Origin of the sequence: Psychrobium sp. nBUS_13 (assembly GCF_051201665.1) — a bacterium.
GTDB lineage: Bacteria > Pseudomonadota > Gammaproteobacteria > Enterobacterales > Psychrobiaceae > Psychrobium.
Window position 1 is genome coordinate 3,478,340 of the sequence record NZ_CP179210.1, and the last position, 24,483, is coordinate 3,502,822.

Here is a 24,483-nt window from a genome sequence, read left to right on the forward strand (position 1 = left end):
TTTACTGATTAGTTTTACGTACTAACCTAAGTCGCCAAAGCGCGTTTGCAATGCACTAATGACCGTTAAACCGGCTGTTTCTGTTCGCAATACGCGTGGCCCAATCAAAATTTCTTCAAAGCCTTGGTCACTGGCAAACTCAATTTCATTGTCTGACAAGCCACCTTCAGGCCCAATCACCAAGCGCACGCCATGAGTTGGCTCTGTTAGTCCATTAATACCGTGAGCTGCGCGCGGATGAAGGTTGAGCTTTAATTCATCCGTTGATTCACTAGCCCATTGCTCAAGTGATTTAGGCGTATGGATAATTGGCAACGTGTTACGAGCACATTGTTCACATGCACTGATCACTATTTTTCGCCATTGGCTCATTTTCTTTTCTAAACGCTCGCCATTTAATTTAACACCACAACGTTCAGTAAATAACGGAGTAATCTCAGTCACACCTAACTCAACTGCCTTTTGAATGGTAAGTTCCATTTTATCGCCACGAGAAATACCCTGCCCTAAATGAATCGTTAATGGGGATTCAATGCATTTGTCATTAAACTCTCCGATTAAGGCGGTGACTTTTTTCTTACCAGACTCGATTAAAACTGCTGAGTATTCGCCACCCTGCCCATTGAATAAAATAATCGGCGCATCGACACTTAAGCGCAACACGCGACCAACGTGATTAGCAGCATCAGCTTCGAGCTCTATTGTGTCGTCGGTATTTAAAGTATCAGGGTGATATATGCGTGGGATTCTCATCAGTCAAACCAAGTAATATTTAAGACAGTTAGTATAAAGATAAATTGACCCGAGATGGTTGTTTTTCAAGGCTTGTTACAAAATAAAAGTGGAAAATCTTCATAACTTCTATACGGTGTATACAATTTTTATTACCCCGCCCTAACTATAGGATTTAAAATGAACTCAAACCGATTGTTTAAACGCCTCGCGTTAACACTAGGATTGGGTGTTGCGCTCAGTGGTTGTCAAGCCACCAGCGACACCGTTGCTAGTCAAGAAACTACCGCAAAACCACTAACTCTGGAACAAATCTACAAAGACGGCGAATTCCGCTCAGAGTGGATTGGCCGTATCCGCTGGTTAAGTGATGGTAGTGGTTACACCGCTGTTGAAAAATCTAGCTATAAAATGAAAAACGATAAAGGCGAGATGAAAAGCGCGGGCCGTGACATTGTTGAATACGATCCAAAAACCAACAAACGCACAGTACTTATTTCTGCAGAGCAATTGATTCCAGAAGGCAGTGATAAGCCGCTTTCTATTCACAACTACAGTTGGTCAAAAGATCGCAGCCAAGCACTGATTTACACAAACTCTAAAAAAGTATGGCGCTCGAATTCTCGCGGTGATTACTACATTTTGAACCTTAAAAATTCAACGTTAACGAAAGTTGGTGGCAGCGACTATCAAGATAGCCGTGTAATGTTCGCAAAATTTTCACCAGATGCCAGCAAAGTTGCCTATGTGTATTTAGATAATATCTATGTACAAGATCTTAGCTCAATGAAAATTAAGCAGCTGACCTTTGACGCATCTAAATCAACGATTAATGGTTTATTCGATTGGGTTTATGAAGAAGAATTTAGTATTCGCGATGGCTTCCGTTGGAGCCCTGATGGTAGCAAAATTGCCTACTGGCAGTTAGATACCAGTGGATCTCGTGATTTCCACATGATTAACAATACTGACACTTTATACCCAACTTTAACGACTTTCCCTTATCCAAAAGTTGGCGAGAAAAACGCCGCAGCTAAGATTGGTGTTGTTGCGTTAAATACACAAAAAACAGTATGGGCGAAGTTTAAAGGCGACGCGCATAACATGTATATTCCGCGTATGAGCTGGGCTGACAATAGCGATGAAGTTATCATTCAGCGCATGAACCGCAAGCAAGATACCAATAAGGTCTACTTAGTATCAGCTAAGACAGGCGCACTGAATCATATCTACACTGAAAAAGAAGAAACCTTTATCGAGTGGGTTTATGACGTTACTTGGATTGACGATGGTAAGTCATTCTTATGGATCAGCGAACAAGATGACTGGCGCCACATTTACAAGATTTCTCGCGACGGTAAATCGGTTGTTGATTTAACGCCTGGTGCATTTGATATCACCTCAATTAAATCTATCGACGAAAAAGCTGGCTGGGTTTACTTCATTGCTTCTCCAGATGATGTAGCACAACGTTACTTATTCCGCGCGCCATTAGATGGTAGCGGTAAAAAAGAGCGAGTAACGCCAGCACAATTTGCAGGAACAAATAGCTATTACATGGATGCAGCAGGCCAATGGGCTATTCATACTCATTCAAGCTTTGATGTCCCTTCAACAAAACGTCTAGTGTCACTTAAAGATCATAAAATTGAGCGTGTATTAACTGAAAACAAAGCACTAAAAGCCAAGCTTGCTAAACTTGACTTAGGTGACACTGAGTTTTTCCAAGTTAAAGCACACGACGGCGTAATGCTTGATGGTTACATCACCACACCTGCTGATTTTGATCCAAACAAAAAATACCCAATCATCTTTTATGTTTATGGCGAGCCCGCTGGTCAAACGGTAAAAGATAGCTGGCGCGGAGGTTCATACCTTTGGGATCAACTACTAACGCAAAAAGGCTTTATTGTTGCGTCAATTGATAACCGTGGTACTAAAGCGCCTAAAGGTCGTGCGTGGAGAAAATCTATCTACGCTAAAGCAGGTGTAGTACCGTCACGCGATCAATCGGATGCCGTAAAAGAAATGGTGAAGAAATTCCCATTCATTGACGAGTCTCGCGTTGGTATTTGGGGACATTCTGGTGGCGGTACATCAACGCTTAACGCCTTATTCCGTTACCCTGAACAGTACAAAGTGGGTATCGCTAATGCGCCGGTTCCTGACTTACGTTTATACGATACAATTTACCAAGAACGTTATTCTGGTTTACTAGAAGATAACAAAGAAGCCTATGAGCAAAGTGTTGCTATTAACTTCGCTAAAAATCTACAAGGTAAATTGTTATTAGTACACGGTACAGGTGATGACAATGTTCATTATCAAGGCAGTGAGCGTTTAATTAACGAGTTAATTAAACATAACAAACAGTTTGATTTCATGTCTTATCCAAACCGTAGCCACGGTTTATGGGAAGGTGAAGGAACAACACTGCATCTAAAAACAATGATGACTGAATATTTCTTAGATAACTTATAATTCTAGGTTCATTGAAAAATGAAAGCCCGTACTCACTGAGTGCGGGATTTTTTATTTTTTAATTTATTAAATCTTCTATAACCTAGCTCCCAGTTTATGATGTGCGTCATGTACATTACACTCCATTAATAGCGGCGTAAGCACACCAGTCACTTTTTTTACTTCGCCAAAAAAGTAATACCATTAATTGCATTAAATATTTGCCCACTTGTACTTGTTAAAATGAACTAAAATGGCGTTGCTCTCAATCCTAATAGCCAGCTATTAGTCAATCGAGCGCCTTGTTTTAGCTGATTTTCTCTACGCACAACAAGATCACTTACTTAATGCAATTGGTATAAGTGAGGACCCCTAACCAAGACAGGACAAGTAAAATCCATGGTAATTTGGACGAGCTTTCAGTAGTAGATGATAATTCAGTCTCAGCTGGACTGAGTGATTGCTCTTTCTTAACTTGACGACCCTTTTTCCGGGCTTTATCTTGTTCTCGTTGTTTAGCTTTGTGCTGTTTTTTAAACTCGCTAATTCCCTTTTCGATACCAGCAGCAATTAACTTAGTTTGCTCTTTGGTTTGTCCAGGCCGCTGATTGGCTTTAGCAACGGCAAGCGCTTCATCTTTAGTTTGTTGAGAGACTGGTTGTTTAGAAGACATAATATTACCCCTCTTTTAATGAAGGAAATACACTCAATAATCCATCAAAATTTTCAAATACAACAGTTGGATTATGCAAGGATATGTCTTCACCATAGTTATAACCATAGGTTAGTCCAGCACTTTCCATTTCAATGGCATTCGCAGCCAAAATATCATTATGAGAATCGCCGATCATGACACAATTGCCAACACTAACACTTTGCTGATTCACGACATGTGTCAACGGCATTGGATCAGGCTTTTTCTTTGGTAGTGAATCGGCACCAAGTATCTGAGTAAAATATTGTTTGATATTTAGATGACTGACAATGGGATCTACAAAAATTAATGGTTTATTGGTAACGATATGCAATGTATAGCCACGATCGACTAATGTCGACAACGTCATTTCAACACCAGTATACAAGGATGTTTTAACGCAGGCTTGGCGTTGATAGTGTTCAAGGAAAATATCCAACGCTTGTTTCGCATAATCGACATCTAGTGTTGATGAAATATTCCCTGAACCACTTAATGCGCGTTCGACAAGTGTTTTTGCACCATTGCCAACCCAGCTACGAATTGTTTCCTCTGGAAAGTTTGCTAACGATAAACTGCTAAGCATGTTATTAACAGCCACCGCTAAGTCTGGAACACTGTCCACCAAGGTGCCATCGAGGTCAAAAATTAAGTCGGATTTATTATTAAAAATTACGTGCTGTATTGACATGAGGGAACCTAAACTATTTCTATAAATTTGCGCGGAAGCTATTTTTAACATGGATCACTATTTAGTGATACCCATCCCTGATTAAATCCATCGAAATAGTGTATTATCTTCATTATCAATAGTCTCAACTATGCTAGAGATTAGATTCCAAAAGTTTACCAAGGGTAGTTTTCCTGTGAGTATCAAAAAAATTGCGATAGCCGACTTAAAAATTGGTATATTTTTATTAGAGTTTAGGGTCTGTTGACCTTTGTAGTTCAAATTTTGTTCAATCTAAAAGGGTTGTGGGCAAGGCATGAGGATTGATGCTGGGTTTACCCCAGTGAATGACGAATAACGCGGCACAAAATACTTTTAGGTGAATCCTACGGACAGCATTTGTTTGTTATTTCTACGGCGTTTTCGCCTATTCGTGTAGCCAGCTACACAACATAGGCTCTGCCTTGTAGAAACCTCAAACAAATTGCTGCAAAAATGAACTCAAAAGATCAACAGACCCTAATGACTCGAAGTAAAAAATTGCAGTGAAAAAGCCTGGTCGAGTACCCAGTGAAAAGGTTATCGGTAAATTAGCAGGAGACGGTATTGTTGAGGTCACTGTCGATTTTAGTCGGTCAACATTTACCACAAAAATTGAGCCAGCCTCATGGAAACGTGACAAGTCTAAGCTAGTCGCGTTTGACAACGAAGTCATGCGCGCCCATCGATTGCTAAAGGAATCTAAAGCGACGGTCAATAAAATGTTAGAAAACGTTTTTGCAGACCAAGTTGTCGATATAGAACCACTCAATAAAGCCGCTGACGACATTGTTGAATCATTATCTAACAATAGTGATGCGCTGCATCCATTATCAGCACTGCGCACCAAAGATGCTTACTTAGCAGAACATTCCCTCAATGTCGGTTCGTTTGCTCGCTATCTAGGGTGGAGTCGCGACGCACAAGCACAGCTTATCGTAGGTGGTATCGTTCACGACATCGGTAAGACCCGTGTCGATTTAGAAATACTCAACAAGCCTGGCCGTCTAGAGCCTCATGAGTTTGAACACATGAAATTGCATCAGGTTCATTCTAAAAGCTTACTCAATGAGATTGAAGATCTGACTCAGATGAGTCGATAAGTGAGCACTATGCATCATGAAAAAATTGATGGCACCGGCTATCCATTGGGCCTAAAAGGCGAGCAATTGTCTGAAATAGGCAGAATGTCGTCAATCGTCGATATTTACGATGCACTAACCGCTAGTCGCTGTTACAAAAATTAAGCCATGTCACCTGCTGCCGCATTGAAAATTATGATGGGGCTCAGTGGGCATCATTTAGATGAAGATTTACTTAAAGCCTTTATTTTGTGTATTGGATTTTATCCGGTTGGTTCGTTAGTCGAACTTTCAAATAACCTACTTGGCTTAGTATGGGAATCGAATGAAAGTGACATGAAAAAGCCGATAGTGAAGACTTTTTATAACACCCAATATAAAAAATATTATGAAGTTAAATTAATTGATTTAGCCGATAGTAATCTCAGTATCAAAAGAGGTGTTGGTCCCTTTGAGTATGGCATTGACATCGACGCCTATCGTTATCAACCTGTTGGTTAATTAGCTAGAATATATAGACCAAAGAAACTGAAGTTTCTGTATCTAACTTCTCTTTTCCAACGTCGACATCTGCATCAAATTTTGCCGCATAAGCCAGTTTCATTTTAAGATTTTCCACCACACTCGCTGACAGTGACGTTTCTGAGCGATAAACGTCATAATCGTTGCCATCTAAATTAAGGTCGGCAACAACACTTTGTTCGAACTCTGTTGTTTCATTGAGCTTGAATTTAAACTGAGAACCAACATGAATAATGTTGCGATTTTCTTTACCAGCTTCCATGGTTGTTCTTGCTATTCCAGGGCCAATATCGGCGTTCCAAAGCACAGCTGCGTTATCAAGAATTCTTTGGGTATAACCAGCCGCAAAAGTAACGGTTTGTGTTGCACTGGCAAATTTATCTCGTGCATACTCAAAAATCGAAAAAGTACTGCTGTGTTCACCTAAATGCAGATTGTGTTTTAAGCCAATTTTCCATTTATCAGCATTTTTTTCTTGCTCTACTGACTTTTGATAAAACTGTGCTAAATAACTTAAACGCCCACCTAGATAATCTAAACCACCTTCTAACTTCCCTTTAAAGCTTTGCGTTTCAGTGTTACCTGAAGTTAGTGTAGCGCCAACTTCTGCCGCCATATCCCATGAGTTTTCACTTTCATTATTTTTTACTTCAAAGGCAGATTCTGTGAACTCACTCTTTGCGAGTTTCGATCCTGCAAGGCATGAAGTAGATAGGGTTAACATTAAGAAAAATAGGACGGTAGATCTCATTATTTACTCTATTAGTAAGTAGGCTATAGATAAAAAAAACGTCAGCAAATGCTGACGTTTTTAGTATATCGAAATATTGATTTAACTAAAACGTGTATAACAAGGTAATTGTCGTTTCAGTATCAACACTTTTCTTATCTAAACCAGCATTATTATCATGACGCACAATGAAGCCAAGCTTCATGGCTAATTCACCCATAATATTTGCAGTAATTGCTGTTTCTGAACGCGACAATGTCGACTTTTCATCTTCAAACGCGATGTCACTTACAAATATTTGTGAGAATTTAGACGTTTCAGATAATGCATTTTCATAAGTTAACCCAACATGAAGAATGCCAGTTTTTTCTGACTCGCCATCTTCAACATCAAAAAACTTCATACCTGGACCAAGATCAGCATCAAATGTTGCTGTATCTGATTTAAATAAGTTTTTGCTGTAACCTGCTGCGAAGCTAGATACTGAATCGTATCCACTAAATTCATCTTGCTCGTGCTCGCCTAATACGAAGATGCTGCTCGTTTCATCTAATACATAAGCGCCCTTGCCGCCTATTTTCCAGCGTGAAGCCTTTTTTTCTTCATCATCTTTACTATAAAGCACATCGGCGTAATAGTTATTTACCCACTCGCCTAAGTTATGTGTTGCATCGATTTTAGCAACTAAAGTAGAGGTTTCAGTATTACCAGTGGTCATTGTTCCACCAAGCTCAGCAGTAGCAGCCCATGACTTGTCTTCTTCGGCCATTACAGTGGCTGACATTAGTGACGCAACTGCGCCAGCAATAAGTAGCTTTTTCATTTTACTCTCCGTTATTTGAATCTTTATGTACATGCACATCCATTTGTGGATACGGTATACCAATTTTTTCTTCGTCTAATCTAATTTTAATGGTTTCCATTAAATCAAAATGTGTTGGCCAATAATCTGCTGAATTAACCCATGGACGAACCACAAAGTTAACGCTGCTATCAGCTAATTCCGCAACCGCTACTACTGGTGCAGGATCTTTCAATACACTTTCGTGCCCTTCAACAATCTCAGTTAGTATTTTTTTAGCGTGTTTAATATCAGCGTCATAGCTCACACCAATCACTAAATCGATGCGACGTGTTGGTTTAGTCGAATAATTAGTGATAGCACCACCAGTGACAGATGAATTAGGCAAAATAATTTGTTTGTTATCGCCGCTGCGAATATAAGTCGAGAACAGTTTAATTTCTTCAACAGTGCCGCTCACGCCACCAGCTTCGACAAAGTCACCAGATTTAAACGGACGGAATACAATAATTAATACGCCAGACGCAAAGTTCGACAGAGAACCTTGCAACGCTAAACCAATCGCTAAACCAGCAGCACCTAATACCGCAATAAATGATGCAGTTTGAATACCGACTTGGCCAAGAGCGGCAATAATGACACCCGTCATTAATACGCCATAGACGATGTTTTTAATGAAATTAACTACAATTGAATCAAGATCGCGTTTAGCCATCGCTTTCGCGACCAAACCACTAATAAAGCCAGCTACTTTGCCACCTATCCAATAAATTAGAATAGCGCTAACAAAAGCGATGACATAATTAACGAGCATTGGAGAATACTCGGTATACCACTGTTGGATCATTTCCATGTTATTTTCCCTGTAAATTATTTAGTTAAGCGTCAATAAAATGACATCTGCGCATATGATACGCAATTCAAAAAAAATATCACAACTGTTTTTGTGAAAAAGCTGAATTTTTCACAACTTTACTACCCGCTTTGATAAGTTCAGCGACGATTCATATTCAAGTCTTCTTTTACGCTATTATTTATAACCATCATGACAAAATTCAGCGCGTTACATTAAGCATTAATACCAATTGCATTAAGTAAGTGATCTTGTTGTGCGTAGAGAAAATCAGCTAAAACAAGGCGCTCGATTGACTAATAGCTGGCTATTAGGATTGAGAGCAACGCCATTGTAGTTAATTTTAACAAGTACAAGTGGGCAAATATTTAATGCAATTGGTATTAAACAATAAAAATGCAGCCCGAAGGCTGCTTTCATCGTTTAAGCGCTAATTAGTTACTAATTAAAGTACTTTAGCGTCCAATTCACCAGTAATGTAACGTTGATACATTGTTTCTAAAGTAAGTGGCTGGATTTTACTCGCCATACCCACACAGCCAAATGCTTCGTAACGATCAACACAAATCTGTTCCATTGCTTTTTGAGCAACAGCAAAATATTTACGAGGATCAAATTCACTTGGGTTTTGCGCTAAGAAACGACGAATAGCGCCAGTCGAGGCTAAACGTAAATCAGTATCGATGTTCACTTTACGCACGCCGAATTTAATGCCTTTAACGATTTCTTCAACGGGCACACCATAAGTTTCAGGGATTTCGCCACCGAACTCATTGATTACGGCCAACCAATCTTGCGGTACGCTAGACGAACCGTGCATTACTAGGTGAGTATTAGGAATACGAGCGTGAATGGCTTTAATACGATCGATTGCTAAAATGTCACCAGTAGGTTTACGGGTAAATTTATACGCACCGTGTGACGTGCCGATAGCAATAGCTAGTGCATCACAGTTAGTTGCTTTAACAAAGCTTGCCGCTTCATCAGGGCTAGTAAGCATCTGATCCATACTTAAAACACCTTCAGCACCGACGCCATCTTCTTCACCAGCCATACCTGTTTCTAACGAACCAAGACAGCCGATTTCACCTTCAACAGACACACCACACGCATGTGAGAAATCAACAGTACGTTTAGTCACATCAACATTGTACTCATAGCTTGATGGTGTTTTGCCATCAGCCATTAACGAGCCATCCATCATGACTGATGAAAAGCCAAGCTGGATTGAACGTTGACATACATCAGGATCAGTACCGTGATCTTGATGGATACATACTGGAATATGCGGGAACTCTTCAATTGCAGCATTCATTAATGCTTTAAGAAAAGGAGCGCCTGCATATTTACGAGCACCGGCGGATGCTTGCACGATGACAGGGCTGTCTGTTTTGTCAGCCGCTTCCATAATTGCACGCATTTGCTCTAGGTTATTAACGTTAAATGCCGGAATACCGTAATTGTATTCAGCGGCATGATCCAAAAGTTGACGCAAAGAAATTAAAGCCATTTTATTGTCCTATCACGATTTTAATGGGCTATACCCTAGTAGAGCCAGCAAACGCTGACTCATAAAAACAGTTTACTGTGCAGCGCGCTCTTCTAGAATCGCTACTGCTGGAAGTTTTTTCCCTTCTAAAAACTCCAAGAATGCACCACCACCGGTCGAGATGTACGACACTTTATCGGCGATGTCATATTTATCTACTGCTGCTAGCGTATCACCACCACCAGCAATTGAGAACGCTGAGCTGTTGGCGATAGCTTGTGCGATTGCTTTGGTGCCTTCACCAAACTGATCAAACTCAAATACGCCAACCGGACCATTCCAAACGATGGTGCCTGCGTTTTCTAAAATTTTGCAAAGTGCTTGTGCTGAGTCAGGACCGATATCAAAGATCATGTCTTCATCGCTAACTTCAGTCACTGATTTTAATGTCGCACTAGCGTTTGGTGAAAACTCACTGGCAACAACGACATCTGTTGGTACAGGGATGTCACCATCATTTGATTGCGCGTTCGCCGTTAATGTTTTTGCATTATCAATTAAATCAGCTTCATAAAGTGATTTACCAACTTCATGACCTGCGGCTGCAATAAAGGTATTAGCAATCCCGCCACCAACAACAAGTTGGTCAACAACGGTCGATAAACTCTCTAGCACCGTTAGTTTGGTTGATACTTTTGAACCACCAACAATCGCCACCATTGGGCGAGCTGGATTATCTAGAGCTTTACCTAGTGCTTCTAATTCTCCAGCTAATAATGGACCAGCACAGGCAACAGGTGCGAATTTAGCAACACCATGAGTTGATGCTTGCGCGCGGTGAGCGGTGCCAAAGGCATCCATTACAAATACATCACATAACGCCGCTAGCTTTTTCGCTAATGCATCTTCATTTTTCTTCTCACCTTGGTTAAAGCGAACATTCTCAAAAATAACAAGCTCACCAGCAGTCACTTCAATGCCATCTAAATAATCTGTAGCAAGGCGTACATTGACGTCAAGCGCTTCATTTAAGTAATCAGCAACTGGCTGCAGTGAATATTGTGCATCAAACTCGCCCTCAGTCGGACGACCAAGATGAGACATTACCATGACGCTTGCACCTTGCTCTAGGGCTAGCTTTAATGTTGGCAGCGCCGCACGAAGACGCGCATCTGAAGTCACCTTGCCATCTTTAACGGGTACATTTAAATCTTCACGGATCAGCACACGCTTGTTGGCTAACGCTAATTCACTCATCTTAATTACAGTCATTAACTTTCCTTTCATTAATCTTGCGCCCCTAGGCGTCTTTAACATTTAATCTTTAACGCCCATTGCTAGGCTAGTATCTAACATGCGATTAGCGAAGCCCCATTCATTGTCACACCACAATAATAATTTAACGAGATGACCATCGCTCACTCGTGTTTGAGTGCCATCAACAATGCTTGAATGAGGATCATGGTTAAAATCACACGATACGAGTGGCACTTCGGTATAATCGAGCACCTGGCCAAGACCATTGTTGGCTTCACCCTTTAGCATCTCATTGACACTTTGAATATCGACGCGTTTATCAACCGTCACACTCAAATCCATTGCCGTTACGTTTATTGTCGGCACGCGCACTGAAATAGCTTCCATTTTGCCTTTTAAATTCGGCAAAATACGCTCAACGCCAACCGCCAACTTAGTATCTACCGGAATGATCGATTGACTAGCAGCGCGAGTACGGCGTAAATCACTATGATAAGCATCAATCACTTGTTGATCGTTCATCGATGAATGAATCGTTGTAATGGTGCCGCCCTTAAGCGTGAAATGTTTATCTAACGCATCAATCACAGGCACGACACAATTAGTTGTGCAAGAACCATTAGAGACAATGACATCATCATGAGTTAGCAGGTGTTCGTTAATCCCAAAAATAACCGTTTTATCAACATCATTAGCCGCAGGTTGGCTAAAAAGCACCTTTTTAGCCCCAGCATTTAAGTGTAATTTAGCATCATCACGTGAACTAAATACGCCACTACACTCTAAAACTATATCAACATCTAACGCTTGCCAAGGTAAGTCGCGAGGATTGCTTTCATGAAACAGTGGAATGCGATCATCACTAATACACATTTCACTTTGTTGATGTGTTTTCTCAAGTGATACAGGCAGAATAAATCGACCATGGGTACTGTCATATTTTGTTAGATGTACCATCGCGTCAGGATCTGCCAATTCATTAATGGCAACAATTTCGATCTTTTCAGAGTAATTACGTTCATAAAAAGCACGTAACACACTGCGGCCAATACGCCCATAACCATTAATAGCAATTTTTAATTTAGCCATTACATTCCTAAACAAACAATTTTATCTTTCTTTTATAGATTCTTGACAGAAGTGACAAAAAAAAGAACCCATAAAAGAAAGGCCGCTTTTCAGCGGCCTTCATTTATCAATCTATAAAATTGATTTCGACACATTTACAACATTATCGACGGTGAAGCCGAAATGCTTAAACAGCTCACCAGCTGGTGCTGACTCACCGAATGTCGTCATACCGACAATCTTACCGTTTAGGCCTACATACTTGTACCAGTAATCAGCAATACCTGCTTCAACAGCAACACGAGCAGACACGCTACTTGGTAATACTGACTCTTTGTATGCTGCATCTTGTGCGTCAAATACATCTGTCGCAGGCATTGAAACAACACGTACATTGACGCCTTGCTCTTTTAATACGCCAGCCGCTTCAACGGCTAAGCCAACTTCTGAACCTGTCGCAATCAAGATCAACTGTGGCTGGCCATCGCTATCAATCAAGGTGTAACCACCGCGTGCAGCATTTTCTAGTTGCTGTGCATCACGCGTTTGTCCTGGTAGGTTTTGACGAGAGAAGATTAATGACGTTGGGCCATCAGTGCGCTCTACCGCATGACGCCATGCAATCGCCGACTCAACTTCATCACATGGACGCCATGTAGACATGTTAGGCGTTAAGCGCAATGACGCCATTTGCTCTACCGGTTGGTGAGTTGGACCATCTTCACCTAGACCGATTGAATCATGGGTGTAAACAAAAATAGCAGGTTGCTGCATTAACGCTGCCATACGCAATGCGTTACGTGCATATTCCATGAACATTAAGAAAGTCGCGCCGTAAGCTTTAAAACCACCGTGCAACACTAAACCGTTCATGATTGCTGACATACCGAACTCACGAACACCATAGTGTAAGTAGTTGCCGCTAGCATCATCAGCAGTGATTGCTTTAGAGTCAGACCACATCGTTAAGTTTGATGGGGCTAAATCCGCACTACCGCCAATCATTTCTGGTAACAATGGACCAAACTTGTTTAACGTGTTTTGTGACGCTTTACGAGAGGCAATGTTGCCTTGGTTAGCTTGTAAATCGTTAATGTAAGCATCAATAGTCTCGTCCCAGTTATCTGGTAATTCACCTGATAGACGGCGTTGTAATTCTTTTGCTAGCTCAGGGTGCGCTGCTTGATATGCGGCGAATTTGTCATTCCAAGACGCTTCTTGAGCAGTACCTTGTTCGCGGTTATTCCACTCACTTGCTACATCACTAGGAATTTCAAACGGTGCGTGTTCCCAGTTTAAGAATTCACGTGCTGCTGCGATTTCATCGGTGCCTAATGGAGCACCGTGACAATCGTGGCTGCCACCTTTGTTTGGTGAACCGTAACCGATAGTTGTCTTACAACAGATAAGTGTTGGACGCTTAGTGTCTGCCTGAGCCGCTTTAATTGCTGCGCTAATTTGCTCACTGTCATGACCATCAACATCAGCGATTACATGCCAACCGTAAGCTTCAAAGCGTTTAACTGTATCGTCTGTAAACCAACCTTCAACGTCACCATCGATTGAAATGCCGTTGTCATCCCAAAATGCAACTAGTTTACCTAGCCCCAAAGTACCCGCTAGTGAACAGGCTTCGTGAGAAATACCTTCCATTAAACAGCCATCACCTAAGAATGCGTAGGTGTTGTGGTCAACAACATCGTGACCTTCACGGTTAAATTGCGCCGCTAGCGTTTTTTCAGCAATCGCCATACCTACAGCGTTAGTGATACCTTGACCTAGTGGGCCAGTGGTTGTTTCAACGCCTGGTGCATAACCATATTCTGGATGACCCGGCGTTTTAGAGTCCATTTGACGGAAATTCTTTAACTCTTCAATTGGTAAGTCATAGCCGGCAAGGTGTAGTAGAGAATATAGCAACATAGAGCCATGGCCATTTGACAATACGAAACGATCACGATCAGCCCAGTTTGGATTTGCAGGGTTGTGCTTTAAAAAATCACGCCATAGTACTTCGGCAATGTCAGCCATTCCCATTGGTGCACCTGGGTGACCAGAATTGGCTTGCTGAACAGCATCCATACTTAAAGCTCGAATAGCATTCGCTAATTCTTTACGTGACGGCATATTGACTCCTGACTACTAAATTTCAAAATATTTTATTGGCGCACATTGTGTATGAAAACATCATTATTTACAATGCCAAAAGCACGGATATATGGGATGTTGCGGTGTTTTTTTTATGACCTGATTAAGCGTTCAGTTGTCCAACAAAAATATTGATGGTACTCGACTAAAATAGGCTGGCTTAGCATTGCTGGACTCGATAATATTGAGGCACAAAAATTTCACTATTGATCATTATGTCCAAGCACACCACTACATCAAATGCGATTAAGGTTTCACTTAATTTTTGTCGCAGTGCGTTTCTAATTCTTACCTTTTTAGGCATTGGAAAACTTGTTAGCCATTACAGTGGCGATATTATTCCTGCAAGTGTCGTTGGATTAATTGCCCTATTTACTGCGTTGTCATTACGGTTAATACCAGTGGAATGGCTTCAGCCGAGTAGCCATTTCTTACTAAAATATATGACATTATTCTTTGTTCCCGCCGCTGTCGCACTGATTAATTACATTGAAATACTGTCACTTCATTGGCTAGCTATTATCGTAAGCTGCGTTGTAAGCACTGTATTGGTTATGGTTAGTGTCGGCTTGGGTTATCAAAGGTTAGATCGATGAATTTAATAAGTTACAGCCTACTAACTATCGTCTTATTCCTTGGGTTAAAAAAGCTACTTGAGCCGTTTAAACATCCTCTTTTTAATCCTCTACTGTGGAGCATCGTGCTGCTTATTGCCTTATTTGCCGGCTCTCCGTTACAATTTTCTAGCTATCAACAGGCAACTCATTGGTTAATTTGGTTATTAGAGCCCGCCGTTGTAGCTCTTGCCGTACCATTGTTTAATCAAATACAACACATAAAGTCTCAATTATGGCCCGTGGTCATTTGCTGTTTTTTCGGCTCATTACTTGCCATTTCTAGTGGGGTATCAATTGCACTATTATTCACCCATGACAAAGCACTGGTGCTTTCAATTTTACCTAAATCAGTTACCTCCCCTATCGCTATGGAAATCACAGAACAAACAGGCGGTATAGCGCCGTTAGTTGCAGGAATTGTTATTGTCGTAGGCATTATTGGCACAGTTATTTCATCGAGTTTGTTTAAGCTTTTCAAAATCGATAATGCACAAGCACAAGGATTGGCAATGGGTACAGGCGCTCACGCAATAGGTACAGCCGCAGCGATTAACCAAGGCGAACAACAAGGCGCATTTAGCTCAGTCGCTTTGGTGCTTTGCGGCATATTTACCGCCTTACTAGCGCCGTTTTTTAGTTGGTTAATTAACATCCTTTAACATTTATACCCAAGCCACTTGAAGATGCATGTTTCGAGCATCTTCAGGTAGTTTGGGTATATCTAGCGATGCCTTCTTGTAGTATTTAGGTTAGCTAGTTACACTTTTGACAACTTTTTATAAGAGAAAAAACAATGAATAAAAATATTCTCACTAGCGCCTTGGCAATCGCCATTGGCACAGCAACATTATCAGGTTGCCAACAAGCACCATCTAGCAATCTTGTCGTCGAACAAAATGTCGTTTCAGCAGAGCAACAAGCCCAGCAGTTTTCAGCGCAGTTTATTGAATCACTATGGCAACTATCGCCGACATGGGCTCTTTACAGTGGCTATCAAAAATATGCAGATAAGTTAGTTGTTCCTGATAATTTTTCTCGTCAGCAGACGCTTGATTTCGTCAAAACACAACGCGCCATGCTCAGCGCAATTAATATCGATGAGTTATCACCAAGTACGTGTATTGATATGGCCTTGATTAAAAATACCTTAGACTCGATGGAATGGAACATCACCACCTTTAAGTCATGGCAATGGCAGCCAACGCAATATAACGTTGCCGGCGGTTTCGCGCAGATTATTAATGGAAAGTATGCACCGCTAGATGAACGTTTAAACTCAGTACTAAAGCGCCTCAAACTAGTTCCTCAATATTACGCCGCAGCACGTGCCAATATCGACAACCCGACATTAGAGCACACCAAACTAGCAATTATGCAAAACAAGGGCGCGTTGGGTATTTTCTCTGACGATTTAATCGAAAAAGCACAGCGCTCATCGATGAGCAACGATGATAAGTCACTCTTTGAATCACGTGTGTTAGAAGCGCGCCAAGCCGTAATGGGCCATATTGATTGGTTAGAAAATCTTAAACAAGATCTCGACAAAAACGGCGCCCGTAGTTTCCGCATTGGTAGCGATTTATATGAACAAAAATTCGCGTTAGATATTCAGTCAGATTTAAGTGCCAACGAACTGTATCAAAAAGCATTGAACGACAAACAAGTCGTACTTTCTGAAATGGCTAAAATTAGTGACAAGTTATGGAGTAAATACTTCCCCAACACAGCTAAGCCTAGTGACAAACAAGCCATGATCAGCCAAATGATCGAAAAGCTGTCTGTAAAGCATGTTAAACGTGAAAACTTTGTCGAAGAAATTCGCAATCAAATTCCTGCGCTAGAAGCCTTTGTTATCAAAAACAACTTGATCACATTAGACAAAGATAAGCCGCTAGTTGTACGTGAAACACCCGAGTACATGCGTGGTTTTGCTGGCGCGTCTATCAGCGCCCCCGGTCCGTATGACAAAAAAGCGAACACTTATTATAACGTAACCCCACTCGATAACATGACAAGTGATCAAGCTGAGAGTTACCTACGTGAATACAATCACTGGGTGTTACAAGTATTAAATATTCACGAAGCAGTACCAGGCCATTACACGCAATTAGTCTATTCAAACCTATCGCCAAGTTTGGTGAAAAGCTTATTCGGCAATGGTGCAATGATTGAAGGCTGGGCTGTTTATTCTGAGCGTATGATGCTAGAAGAAGGCTACGGTGATTTCGAACCAGAACTGTGGCTAATGTATTACAAGTGGAACCTACGTGTAATCACCAACACCATTCTTGATTACGAGATTCATAATAAGGGAATTAGCAAAGAACAAGGCCTAGCCTTAATGATGGACGGCGCTTTCCAACAACAGGCTGAAGCCGAAGGAAAATGGCATCGCGCAACTGTATCTCAAGTACAGCTAACCAGCTATTACTCAGGCTACCGCGACATCTATGATTTCCGCGATGAATACAAAGCAATGAAAGGCAAAGACTATAATGTAAAAGCCTTCCACGATCAGTTTTTAAGTTACGGCAGCGCACCAGTTAAGTTTGTACGTCAGTTGATGCTAGAAAAATAACAAGATTATTAATACCAATTGCATTAAGTAAGTGATCTTGTTGTGCGTAGAGAAAATCAGCTAAAACAAGGCGCTCGATTGACTAATAGCTGGCTATTAGGATTGAGAGCAACGCCATTTTAGTTAATTTTAACAAGTACAAATGGGCAAATATTTAATGCAATTGGTAATACCTATTGCATTAAGTAAGTGATCTTGTTGTGCGTAGAGAAAATCAGCTAAAACAAGGCGCTCGATTGACTAATAGCGGGCTATTAGGATTGAGAGCAACGCCATTTTAGTTAATTTTAACAAGTACAAATGGGCAAATATTTAATGCAATTGGTATAACTGGCATGCAAACGATAAACTTCAAATATTCAATCGCATTCGAATGCATGTCAAAACTGATCCAACCGTCAAAATGAAAGACAGTATTCTTAACTGACCAGTATTAAAAATACAATCTCTCGTTTTTATTTGCCTAAATCACAAAAACGCGCAAAAATAAATCATTGTTAATTTAATAGAGTGCGCCGCAGTGATAAAAGTCATCATCGAACGTCAAATAGCCCAAGACATGGAATCAACCTATGAGAGCGAAGTTAAACGCGCTTTAAAAGGCGTAATGGGGGCTAACGGCTTTATTTCAGGAAGTTCTTACGTCGATATAAACCAACCACACATCCGCACCATTATCACAACATGGGACAACTTGGCGTGCTGGAATCGCTGGTATGCCTCTGATCTGCGCCGCACCAGCAACTACAACCTTAACCAACTACTGCAACAAGAAGAGAAAGTTAAGGTATTGCAAGTGCAGTCTTTATCTTAACCTTGGTTAGCCTGCATAAAACGCGCTAATTGCGAAGACGTTGCAGGCGACAATTTAGTGTCATCCTCTCCATCCATTGCGGTTAATATAGCGCTGCTAAGCTCTTTGCCAAGCTCAACCCCCCACTGATCAAACGAATTGAGTCCCCACATCGCCCCTTGCACAAAAATTTTATGCTCATAAAGGGCTAACAAGCTACCAACGACTTTGGGGGTTATTTTATCCATTGTAATGGTTAAGCTAGGAGAATTACCCGGCATCACTTTATGAGGCGCAAGTTGTTCAATCTCTTGTTCGCTAAGGCCTTTAGCAGCCAGCTCAGTTTTTACTTGAGCTAACGATTTGCCATTCATTAGTGCTTCACTTTGCGCAAAGCAATTAGCAACCAACACCTTATGATGCTCTTTAAGTGTTGAATGAGTGGTAAGCGGCACAATAAATTCACAGGGAATCTTGTCTTGCCCTTGATGCATCATTTGCATAAACGCGTGTTGAGAATTAGTGCCCTCTTGACCAAAAACAATTGGTGCGGTCGCTAATGTAATCGTCTCACCGTTAAGCCCAACGCTTTTACCATTACTCTCCATATCGACTTGCTGCAAATAGCCCGGAAAATCACGTAATGCATGAGAATAAGGCAATACCGCCAAACTTGGATAATTCATAAAGCTACGATTCCAAATGCCTAACAGTCCCATAATCACCGGCATATTTTGTTCAAGCAACGCATTCATAAAATGGTGGTCCATCTCATAAGCGCCCGCTTTAAGCTCGTTATAGTTATCAATGCCAATAGCGCAAGCTAACGGAAAACCAACCGCCGACCACAAAGAAAAACGCCCACCTACCCAATCCCACATCGGTAAAATTCGGTCGCTATTAACGCCAAATTTAATCGCGTTTTCAACATGACTGCTGACCGCCATCAAATGCTTTGACAGATTCTGCTCGTCACAGCCCCCTTCAACTAACCAAGATTTAACCGCATTAGCATTAAGCAGCGTTTCTTGCGTGACAAAGGTTTTTGAAATAACAACCATTAACGTTGTCGCAGGGTTTAACGCATCAAGTTTTTCCTCAACGCCCTCGCCATCAACATTGGCCAAATAATGCACTTTCAATTGGCTGTTGGTATAAGGTTTTAACGCCTGCGCGCACACCTTAGGTCCGTAATAAGAACCGCCAATGCCCACCGCGATAACGTCAGTAAATGCCCGCCCGTCAAATCCTACTAAGTCACCATTATGCAGTTGCCCAACCAACTCAGCCATTCGCTGCTGAGTATCGCCAACTTGCCTAGCTAACTCACCACCTAATACCGCTTGCTGAACGTCACTAGGCGCTCGCAATACCGAATGCAGCACCGCTCGCCCTTCAGTATTGTTAATCTTCTCACCACCAAACATCGCTTGCATCTTGCCTGTTAGGTCACACTGACGCGCCCAATCGTTTAATGATTTCATGACTTGCGGGCTAATATTTTGCTGTGAATAATCTAAAAATAAGCCAGCGGCCACCAGCGAATAATCGGCAACCCGATTAGGCTGCATTGAAAAAGAATCTTTAATAGAAAAGCGATGATGCTCACTAGCTAATTGCTGTAAAACGTTAATCATTGAAAACGACCAGATAGGTTGTGTGGTGAAAGTGACGGCTGTGAAGCAGCGTCAATATAAAATGTGGCATGTTTGTCCTAGGCAGCTAAAGAAACTTTGATTCTAAAAATGCCATAGCTTTACAACTAAATTTATCTAGTTCAAGATAATGACCTTGGCGCAATACATCTTCAATAATCACTAAATCAATATTCAGATAATCATGCACTAAGCCATTTCTCATGCCAATAATTTTACGCCAACGCACTAATTCGTCGTTTGATATTTCACCATTCTCTCTCAGTGCCATAAACGACTGGTAGGCATCACTGGCACTTTGGCTTTGCAATGATTTGACCCAATGTTTTGATAAACTAATACATAACTCAGTAAAAACCTGTAGCAAGCGCTCCAAAGCACGATAGTCACGACGCTTAAAGTTATTATTTTCTAAGTCATCTCTTAACTCATTTAATTCTTGCAAATAACGCGCGCTATGTTTTCTAGCCTCCGCTAAATAGAGCGCTAATCCCTGTTCATTCATTTCGAGTCGTCTCTATCATTTGATATTCATATTGGCTGAATATTCTGGTTTGTTCTTTAATTTCTCTTGCGCTGCCATCACTATAAATCGGCACACCGTACTCTACAATATTAAAGGCGAGATAAACTGGTGCCTGGTTGATATCAACAATACTTAACATATTAGAAGCAAGACCTAATTCCAAAGCCCAATCTATCGCAAGTTCATTTGGCCGTAGAAAACGTTCAGTAACGGATATATCAAAGCTTTTAAAAGCAACCGCTAAATCATAGTCACTATGCTCACTACATTTTCCATTAGCACGAGACCCGTATAGCCATAACACTTGAATATCATCGCAGTTAGTCGCTAGAGTTTTAATTTTTTCAACGATGCTATCTTGTTGAACTCTTGAACCCTTCATTTAAAAGACCTTTTAAAGAACGAATTCAAATTCTACCATGTCATTTGAAAAAAAGTTAATACCAATTGCATTAAGTAAGTGATCTTGTTGTGCGTAGAGAAAATCAGCTAAAACAAGGCGCTCGATTGACTAATAGCTGGCTATTAGGATTGAGAGCAACGCCATTTTAGTTAATTTTAACAAGTACAAGTGGGCAAATATTTAATGCAATTGGTATAACAAGTACAAGTGGGCAAATATTTAACATGCCTATGCACTTGGCTCAGGACGATTTTACAGGTACATGAACTATCGCCAAATTTAACAGTCGGTTAGGGATTTGTTTTTCAATAAATCGACGGTTGAACCGATAACAGAACTCATCTAGATATTCTTGTAGGTATTTTCCCGATACACCATGAAATGTACCCAACAAAAATGTTTTTAAATTGCCAATGGCGATATGTACCCATGGTAGCCATTCATCAACCAAATGGCTTGGTGTTACCCTCGCTTCATGGTCCTGTGCTTGGTCAATTATATTCAGAGCAGCCAATGCATCAGAACGAACTTTCTGACCTGGTTTTAAGTACTTCTTAACAAACTTATCAACGCTAAAATGGCAAATACTATCAACTACTTCCATGGCAATAAATCCTGCCTTTTTCTCTTTACTTTCACAGGCGATTAATACATTCTTTTTTCCTGCTGCACCACGACCTCGTTTCCCTTTTTGTCTACCTCCAACAAGTGCATCATCTAGCTCTATTGTTCCACTCAATTGATATAAACTATCTCTGTGACCCATAGCAATTCTAAGTTTTTTTAAAATTAGTCTCGCTGTTCGCCAATTGACTTCTATTAATTTGCTTAGTCTCAGTGCGGATATACTTCCCTTATCAGAGCCAAGAAAATAGATAGCCCAAAACCACTGGATTAAGGTGATTTTACTCCCATGAAAAAGTGTCCCTGCCGTGACTGATGTTTGCTTTTTACATTGCGTGCATTCGTATAAGTGGCGACTGGCAATTTTATAGTTATGAGCATTGCCGCAACGCGGGCAAATAAAGCCATTTTTCCATTTCATTTCTTGTAAATATTCTAAGCAATCATCTTCAGTACTAAACTGTTTTTGCCAAGCTAAAAAGCTTGCTTCTGGCATGTTCATGATTATGTCTACCTATACAGTGTGTTTATATACACAGTATAGTTCAATCCTGAGTTTTCTGCATAGGCATGATATTTAATGCAATTGGTATAACAAGTACAAGTGGGCAAATATTTAATGCAATTGGTATAAGTGCTTAAAACAAAAATGGCAGTCTAAGCCACCATTAATCATATTACTTCAAACACTTAACAACTATAACTAACAGGGTAGTATTACCAATGTAACCAGCCCCACCTGTAGCTATCATTTAACTTTGTCGGTATATATCGTGATCGCCAACATCAATCAACAACACCTGACCTTCAGCCATTAAGCGAAGTGTTAACAACACTCTATATTGCATATTGATCGAGATTGAGTGGCAGTTCTTTGATTTAATCTCATGCAGGCGTAACGAGGGATGTGAAGGATTTAATGATAATAATTTCAACGACTTCACATATTGTTCGATTAACTCAGGATGTTTCTTAAAGAATTTTCGCTCGCGCTTAATATATGAATTAGGCCGAAGAATCTCAAGCATTGTCAATATCAGCTCTCAATTGAACCGCTAAGTTATCGAAATCGGTTATTGGTGTCACCTCACCTGCTGCTAAACAAGCCTGAGCTTCTGAAATTGCCTTATCTAATTCATATTCTCTAAATAAATTATATTGCTCAATATCCAATACAACATACTTTGTCTTACCACGCACATCGATCATAACTTGGTGATTATCACTATCAAGCATTGCACGCTCAATACCAGACACACCACCTCGTTTTAGCTCATTAGCTGTTAACATTGTCATACCACCCCCTACCGCACTATAGATAGCACTAACAATAGCACCATAAACAGCACCACTACAACCCCCTCCTGTTTCAGGATTAGTCAGGATTGTTGTCGCTTAAAACAAAAAATGGCGGCCTAAATTCATATTACTTCAAACACTTATACCAATTTTATTAAGTTTGTGATCTTGTTTTGCAAAGGAAAAAAAATGAAGGCAAGGCGCTGATTGAGCAATAGCTGGCTATTGGGATTGAAAGCAACGCAACATTCATTTTATTTTAACCAGCAAAAGTGGGCAATAACTTTGTCAACTTGGTATTAGCAAGCATAACCATCAGGATTACTTGATTGCCAATGCCAGCTGCTCGCGGCCATATCGTCCACATTGTGGGTGGCTTGCCAACCTAGTTCAGTCGCGGCCTTGTGAGGGTTTGCATAACACGCGGCTATATCAGCGGGGCGTCTTGCAACAAGGTTATAACTAATCGTTTGACCACTGGCCTTTTCAAAAGCTTTCACCATATCAAGTACGCTATAACCTTGGCCTGTACCTAAGTTATAAGTCACCAAACCTGGATTAGTGTTAAGTTTAGTTAACGCTTTTAAATGCCCCTGTGCTAAATCAACCACATGAATGTAGTCGCGAACGCCCGTGCCATCGTGCGTATCATAATCACTGCCAAACACACTAAGCGCATCACGTTTACCCACGGCCACTTGCGTAATAAATGGCATTAAATTATTAGGAATATCGTTAGGATCTTCACCAATCAAACCGCTCTCATGAGCACCTACCGGGTTAAAATAACGCAGCACAGCAATATTCCAACTCGCATCCGACGCCGCTAAATCACTTAACACATGCTCAACCATTAACTTTGATTGTCCATAAGGATTAGTCGCCCCGGTTGGAAAGTCTTCAGTAATGGGGAGTGAGGCAGGATCGCCATAAACCGTGGCCGACGAACTAAACACAATATTTTTAATATTCGCTTTTGCCATCGCTTCACAAAGCACTAAAGTGCCAGTGACATTGTTTTGATAATATTTAAGCGGCTGCGACACCGACTCACCCACCGCTTTCAAGCCAGCAAAGTGAATAACCGACTCAATATCATGTTGTTCAAAAATAGAATCGAGTAGCGCGCTATCAAGCACATCACCTTGATAAAAAGTCACCGTTTTACCCGTAATCTGCTTAACACGGCGCAGAGCTTCTTCACTTGAATTACTTAAATTATCCAGCACAACAACCTGTTGCCCTTCATTTAATAATTCAACAATAGTGTGGCTACCAATATAACCCGCGCCACCTGTAACAAATACGGTCATGCTCTTTCCTTACAAAATTTTTACTAATAAAGGCCGCTGTGTAAATAATTGACCAACTGTTTTCATCGGCATAAACATTCTAACACGACCATTAAATTCACCAAGTACATCGAAGCCATATTTCGCACA

At 40.9% G+C, this 24,483-nt stretch carries 24 protein-coding genes; 8 read left to right on the plus strand and 16 right to left on the minus strand.

The window, feature by feature from the left end; all coding sequences use genetic code 11:
• Positions 1–21: 21 nt before the first annotated feature.
• Entirely contained in the window at positions 22–753 is a 732-nt protein-coding gene (gene rsmE / locus ACMAZF_RS16150) for a 16S rRNA (uracil(1498)-N(3))-methyltransferase (RefSeq protein WP_435274772.1), read from the minus strand.
• Positions 754–912: 159 nt separating this feature from the next.
• Between rsmE and ACMAZF_RS16155 the strand changes: the two genes are divergently transcribed.
• The gene (locus ACMAZF_RS16155) at positions 913–3,213 is read left to right on the plus strand and encodes a DPP IV N-terminal domain-containing protein (RefSeq protein ID WP_435274773.1); all 2,301 of its coding nucleotides are present in this window, start codon (positions 913–915) and stop codon (positions 3,211–3,213) included.
• Positions 3,214–3,532: 319 nt separating this feature from the next.
• Here ACMAZF_RS16155 and ACMAZF_RS16160 read toward each other — a convergent pair whose 3' ends face one another.
• Positions 3,533–3,865, minus strand: coding sequence for a DUF2956 domain-containing protein (locus tag ACMAZF_RS16160; RefSeq protein WP_435274774.1), 333 nt, complete (start codon positions 3,863–3,865; stop codon positions 3,533–3,535).
• Positions 3,866–3,869: 4 nt separating this feature from the next.
• On the minus strand, positions 3,870–4,577 hold the full coding sequence (locus ACMAZF_RS16165; RefSeq protein WP_435274775.1) for a phosphoglycolate phosphatase: 708 nt from the start codon (positions 4,575–4,577) through the stop codon (positions 3,870–3,872).
• A 524-nt stretch (positions 4,578–5,101) separates the two neighbouring features.
• Here ACMAZF_RS16165 and ACMAZF_RS16170 point away from each other — a divergent pair.
• The 3 genes from ACMAZF_RS16170 to ACMAZF_RS16180 are packed head-to-tail and all read left to right on the plus strand — an operon-like array spanning position 5,102 to position 6,178.
• On the plus strand, positions 5,102–5,698 hold the full coding sequence (locus ACMAZF_RS16170) for an HD-GYP domain-containing protein (RefSeq protein ID WP_435274776.1): 597 nt from the start codon (positions 5,102–5,104) through the stop codon (positions 5,696–5,698).
• Between the two features lie 9 nt (positions 5,699–5,707).
• Positions 5,708–5,842, plus strand: coding sequence for an HD-GYP domain-containing protein (locus ACMAZF_RS16175; protein WP_435277265.1), 135 nt, complete (start codon positions 5,708–5,710; stop codon positions 5,840–5,842).
• Positions 5,843–5,845: 3 nt separating this feature from the next.
• On the plus strand, positions 5,846–6,178 hold the full coding sequence (locus tag ACMAZF_RS16180; RefSeq protein WP_435274777.1) for a hypothetical protein: 333 nt from the start codon (positions 5,846–5,848) through the stop codon (positions 6,176–6,178).
• Positions 6,179–6,182: 4 nt separating this feature from the next.
• Here ACMAZF_RS16180 and ACMAZF_RS16185 read toward each other — a convergent pair whose 3' ends face one another.
• The 7 genes from ACMAZF_RS16185 to tkt form a co-directional block, all read right to left on the minus strand.
• A complete protein-coding gene (locus ACMAZF_RS16185; RefSeq protein WP_435274778.1) occupies positions 6,183–6,950 on the minus strand; it encodes a DUF481 domain-containing protein in 768 nt (255 codons plus the stop codon).
• Between the two features lie 85 nt (positions 6,951–7,035).
• Positions 7,036–7,752, minus strand: a complete 717-nt coding sequence (locus ACMAZF_RS16190) for a DUF481 domain-containing protein (protein WP_435274779.1) — start codon at positions 7,750–7,752, stop codon at positions 7,036–7,038.
• Position 7,753: 1 nt separating this feature from the next.
• Positions 7,754–8,584 carry a mechanosensitive ion channel family protein gene (locus ACMAZF_RS16195; RefSeq protein WP_435274780.1) on the minus strand — a complete coding sequence of 277 codons (831 nt, stop codon included), beginning with the start codon at positions 8,582–8,584 and terminating at the stop codon, positions 7,754–7,756.
• 445 nt (positions 8,585–9,029) lie between these two features.
• On the minus strand, positions 9,030–10,094 hold the full coding sequence (gene fba / locus ACMAZF_RS16200; RefSeq protein WP_435274781.1) for a class II fructose-bisphosphate aldolase: 1,065 nt from the start codon (positions 10,092–10,094) through the stop codon (positions 9,030–9,032).
• Between the two features lie 72 nt (positions 10,095–10,166).
• Positions 10,167–11,345, minus strand: a complete 1,179-nt coding sequence (locus ACMAZF_RS16205) for a phosphoglycerate kinase (protein ID WP_435274782.1) — start codon at positions 11,343–11,345, stop codon at positions 10,167–10,169.
• Between the two features lie 45 nt (positions 11,346–11,390).
• Positions 11,391–12,419: an erythrose-4-phosphate dehydrogenase gene (epd, locus tag ACMAZF_RS16210; RefSeq protein WP_435274783.1), complete on the minus strand. Its 1,029-nt coding sequence runs from the start codon at positions 12,417–12,419 to the stop codon at positions 11,391–11,393.
• A 111-nt stretch (positions 12,420–12,530) separates the two neighbouring features.
• The gene (tkt, locus tag ACMAZF_RS16215; protein WP_435274784.1) at positions 12,531–14,525 is read right to left on the minus strand and encodes a transketolase; all 1,995 of its coding nucleotides are present in this window, start codon (positions 14,523–14,525) and stop codon (positions 12,531–12,533) included.
• Between the two features lie 236 nt (positions 14,526–14,761).
• On the opposite strand from tkt, the gene ACMAZF_RS16220 reads away from it, so the two are divergent.
• From ACMAZF_RS16220 to ACMAZF_RS16235, 4 genes are all read left to right on the plus strand, one after another.
• Positions 14,762–15,142 (plus strand): CidA/LrgA family protein, encoded by a 381-nt coding sequence (locus tag ACMAZF_RS16220; RefSeq protein WP_435274785.1) that lies wholly within the window; start codon positions 14,762–14,764, stop codon positions 15,140–15,142.
• Positions 15,139–15,822: an LrgB family protein gene (locus ACMAZF_RS16225; protein ID WP_435274786.1), complete on the plus strand. Its 684-nt coding sequence runs from the start codon at positions 15,139–15,141 to the stop codon at positions 15,820–15,822. Before ACMAZF_RS16220 ends, ACMAZF_RS16225 begins: the two co-directional genes overlap by 4 nt.
• A gap of 134 nt (positions 15,823–15,956) precedes the next feature.
• Positions 15,957–17,741: a DUF885 domain-containing protein gene (locus ACMAZF_RS16230; RefSeq protein WP_435274787.1), complete on the plus strand. Its 1,785-nt coding sequence runs from the start codon at positions 15,957–15,959 to the stop codon at positions 17,739–17,741.
• 520 nt (positions 17,742–18,261) lie between these two features.
• Positions 18,262–18,555 (plus strand): antibiotic biosynthesis monooxygenase family protein, encoded by a 294-nt coding sequence (locus tag ACMAZF_RS16235; protein WP_435274788.1) that lies wholly within the window; start codon positions 18,262–18,264, stop codon positions 18,553–18,555.
• Here ACMAZF_RS16235 and pgi read toward each other — a convergent pair.
• The 6 genes from pgi to galE all read right to left on the minus strand — a co-directional run bounded on the left by pgi (position 18,552) and on the right by galE (position 24,354).
• Positions 18,552–20,171 (minus strand): glucose-6-phosphate isomerase, encoded by a 1,620-nt coding sequence (gene pgi / locus ACMAZF_RS16240; protein ID WP_435274789.1) that lies wholly within the window; start codon positions 20,169–20,171, stop codon positions 18,552–18,554. The genes ACMAZF_RS16235 and pgi overlap by 4 nt on opposite strands.
• Before the next feature lie 85 nt (positions 20,172–20,256).
• Positions 20,257–20,694 (minus strand): type VII toxin-antitoxin system HepT family RNase toxin, encoded by a 438-nt coding sequence (hepT, locus tag ACMAZF_RS16245; protein ID WP_435274790.1) that lies wholly within the window; start codon positions 20,692–20,694, stop codon positions 20,257–20,259.
• Complete coding sequence (mntA, locus tag ACMAZF_RS16250) at positions 20,687–21,097, minus strand: type VII toxin-antitoxin system MntA family adenylyltransferase antitoxin (protein WP_435274791.1); 411 nt, start codon at positions 21,095–21,097, stop codon at positions 20,687–20,689. The genes hepT and mntA overlap by 8 nt, the downstream gene beginning before the upstream one ends.
• A gap of 262 nt (positions 21,098–21,359) precedes the next feature.
• On the minus strand, positions 21,360–22,244 hold the full coding sequence (locus ACMAZF_RS16255; protein ID WP_435274041.1) for an IS1595 family transposase: 885 nt from the start codon (positions 22,242–22,244) through the stop codon (positions 21,360–21,362).
• Positions 22,245–22,762: 518 nt separating this feature from the next.
• Positions 22,763–23,038 (minus strand): hypothetical protein, encoded by a 276-nt coding sequence (locus ACMAZF_RS16260; protein WP_435274792.1) that lies wholly within the window; start codon positions 23,036–23,038, stop codon positions 22,763–22,765.
• A gap of 302 nt (positions 23,039–23,340) precedes the next feature.
• Positions 23,341–24,354, minus strand: coding sequence for a UDP-glucose 4-epimerase GalE (galE, locus tag ACMAZF_RS16265; RefSeq protein WP_435274793.1), 1,014 nt, complete (start codon positions 24,352–24,354; stop codon positions 23,341–23,343).
• Between the last annotated feature and the right edge of the window lie 129 nt (positions 24,355–24,483).

What these genes read in the sequence shown, in the direction of transcription:
- ACMAZF_RS16180 (WP_435274777.1), top strand. Translation starts at nt 5,846, where the DNA reads ATGTCACCTGCTGCCGCATTGAAAATTATGATGGGGCTCAGTGGGCAT.
- ACMAZF_RS16205 (WP_435274782.1), bottom strand. Translation starts at nt 11,345, where the DNA reads ATGACTGTAATTAAGATGAGTGAATTAGCGTTAGCCAACAAGCGTGTG.
- galE (WP_435274793.1), bottom strand. Translation starts at nt 24,354, where the DNA reads ATGACCGTATTTGTTACAGGTGGCGCGGGTTATATTGGTAGCCACACT.
- ACMAZF_RS16260 (WP_435274792.1), bottom strand. Translation starts at nt 23,038, where the DNA reads ATGACAATGTTAACAGCTAATGAGCTAAAACGAGGTGGTGTGTCTGGT.
- ACMAZF_RS16255 (WP_435274041.1), bottom strand. Translation starts at nt 22,244, where the DNA reads ATGAACATGCCAGAAGCAAGCTTTTTAGCTTGGCAAAAACAGTTTAGT.
- tkt (WP_435274784.1), bottom strand. Translation starts at nt 14,525, where the DNA reads ATGCCGTCACGTAAAGAATTAGCGAATGCTATTCGAGCTTTAAGTATG.
- ACMAZF_RS16175 (WP_435277265.1), top strand. Translation starts at nt 5,708, where the DNA reads ATGCATCATGAAAAAATTGATGGCACCGGCTATCCATTGGGCCTAAAA.
- epd (WP_435274783.1), bottom strand. Translation starts at nt 12,419, where the DNA reads ATGGCTAAATTAAAAATTGCTATTAATGGTTATGGGCGTATTGGCCGC.
- ACMAZF_RS16155 (WP_435274773.1), top strand. Translation starts at nt 913, where the DNA reads ATGAACTCAAACCGATTGTTTAAACGCCTCGCGTTAACACTAGGATTG.
- ACMAZF_RS16195 (WP_435274780.1), bottom strand. Translation starts at nt 8,584, where the DNA reads ATGGAAATGATCCAACAGTGGTATACCGAGTATTCTCCAATGCTCGTT.
- mntA (WP_435274791.1), bottom strand. Translation starts at nt 21,097, where the DNA reads ATGAAGGGTTCAAGAGTTCAACAAGATAGCATCGTTGAAAAAATTAAA.
- ACMAZF_RS16160 (WP_435274774.1), bottom strand. Translation starts at nt 3,865, where the DNA reads ATGTCTTCTAAACAACCAGTCTCTCAACAAACTAAAGATGAAGCGCTT.
- hepT (WP_435274790.1), bottom strand. Translation starts at nt 20,694, where the DNA reads ATGAATGAACAGGGATTAGCGCTCTATTTAGCGGAGGCTAGAAAACAT.
- pgi (WP_435274789.1), bottom strand. Translation starts at nt 20,171, where the DNA reads ATGATTAACGTTTTACAGCAATTAGCTAGTGAGCATCATCGCTTTTCT.
- ACMAZF_RS16230 (WP_435274787.1), top strand. Translation starts at nt 15,957, where the DNA reads ATGAATAAAAATATTCTCACTAGCGCCTTGGCAATCGCCATTGGCACA.
- ACMAZF_RS16190 (WP_435274779.1), bottom strand. Translation starts at nt 7,752, where the DNA reads ATGAAAAAGCTACTTATTGCTGGCGCAGTTGCGTCACTAATGTCAGCC.
- ACMAZF_RS16220 (WP_435274785.1), top strand. Translation starts at nt 14,762, where the DNA reads ATGTCCAAGCACACCACTACATCAAATGCGATTAAGGTTTCACTTAAT.
- ACMAZF_RS16225 (WP_435274786.1), top strand. Translation starts at nt 15,139, where the DNA reads ATGAATTTAATAAGTTACAGCCTACTAACTATCGTCTTATTCCTTGGG.
- ACMAZF_RS16185 (WP_435274778.1), bottom strand. Translation starts at nt 6,950, where the DNA reads ATGAGATCTACCGTCCTATTTTTCTTAATGTTAACCCTATCTACTTCA.
- rsmE (WP_435274772.1), bottom strand. Translation starts at nt 753, where the DNA reads ATGAGAATCCCACGCATATATCACCCTGATACTTTAAATACCGACGAC.
- ACMAZF_RS16165 (WP_435274775.1), bottom strand. Translation starts at nt 4,577, where the DNA reads ATGTCAATACAGCACGTAATTTTTAATAATAAATCCGACTTAATTTTT.
- fba (WP_435274781.1), bottom strand. Translation starts at nt 10,094, where the DNA reads ATGGCTTTAATTTCTTTGCGTCAACTTTTGGATCATGCCGCTGAATAC.